General features: G+C 41.4%; 2 protein-coding genes. Both read left to right on the plus strand.

Annotated elements, in window-relative coordinates:
- Window positions 1–18 precede the first annotated feature (18 nt).
- Complete coding sequence (locus tag Q5762_RS40130) at window positions 19–291, plus strand: putative HNHc nuclease (RefSeq protein ID WP_399495516.1); 273 nt, start codon at window positions 19–21, stop codon at window positions 289–291.
- A 4-nt stretch (window positions 292–295) separates the two neighbouring features.
- Entirely contained in the window at window positions 296–1,240 is a 945-nt protein-coding gene (locus Q5762_RS36750; RefSeq protein WP_315896665.1) for a phage replisome organizer N-terminal domain-containing protein, read from the plus strand.
- Window positions 1,241–1,309: the final 69 nt, after the last annotated feature.

A 1,309-nucleotide genomic window follows, 5' to 3' on the forward strand; every position in this document is an offset into this window, starting at 1 on the left:
CATAAAAGATACTAATATCTGTCAGAATTTTCATGCTGTTTTTTCTACTGCTTAAAATACCGAAAATGTTGCATATGCGGTAAGCATGCAGACATCGCGCACGTTGAGGCAGTCGGGATGGGGCGCAATCGATACGCGATAGACCACTCTGGACATCGTTTTATGGCGTTGTGTAGAGAGCACCATATGGAGCAGCATACGATTGGGATACTGCTGTTTTTGGAGCTTCATGATGTCATGCCCCTCTATTTGGACTACGAGCAACGAAAAAAACTAAATGTAGGAGGGTAATTAGTTGGCAGATAACAAAAAATATTACTACCTAAAGCTAAAGGACAACTTTTTTGATAGCGATGAAATGATTGTCTTGGAAAGCATGCCAGATGGCTATATCTACTCAAACATTTTGCTAAAACTCTACCTCAGGAGCTTAAAGTACGATGGACGGTTGATGTTTAACGATCGGATCCCGTTTAACTCAACGATGTTGGCCCAGATTACACGTTGTAGTGTAGGTGACATTGAAAGAGCTATCAAAATCTTTGAGAGCCTTAACCTGATTGAAATACTAGATAACGGAGCAATTTACATGCTCGAAATTCAGAATTTTATCGGTGAATCTAGTACCGAAGCAGACCGGAAAAGAGCTCAAAGAAATAAAATTGATGCCGAAAAAAGCTACTTACTTTTGTCAGAGGGCACAAAGACAAATGTCGGACAAATGTCCAGACAAATGTCGGACAAATGTCCAGATGGCAGTAGTGAAAATGGCGTTAAATCAACGATTGTCGATGGAGGAAGACAAATGTCGGACAAATGTCCACCAGAGATAGAGTTAGAGATAGAGAAAGAGATAGATATAGAGAGAGATAGAAAAGATGATCGGGTTCTGAAAAAACCGAAACCCAAAATCATCCGTCATAAATACGGAGAATATCAAAATGTACTGTTAAGCGATCAAGACAAGGAAAAGCTTATGTCAGAGTTTCCTCAAGATTGGCAGCAACGCATTGAGAGGCTGTCAGAGTATATGGCCTCAACTGGCAAATCATACAAAAACCATTTGGCGACGATCCGCAATTGGGCCAAGCGCGATGGTCAATCCACTAAGCAAAGCTTTGGTAGCAAAGTTAAACCAAGCGAGCAGCTAAGGGATTGGGACCAGTATCAACCACCAGTGGATCAAAATAAGCAGGCAGAGCTTGATCGCAAGATGGCCCAATTCTTACATGAGGACTAAAAATGCTAAACATGAGAGTGCTGGACTATCGCATTACGAGAGATAGCAACCTGGTAACGGTCAATAAAG

The sequence above is a fragment of the Streptomyces sp. P9(2023) genome, assembly GCF_032436795.1.
Classification (GTDB): domain Bacteria; phylum Actinomycetota; class Actinomycetes; order Streptomycetales; family Streptomycetaceae; genus Streptomyces.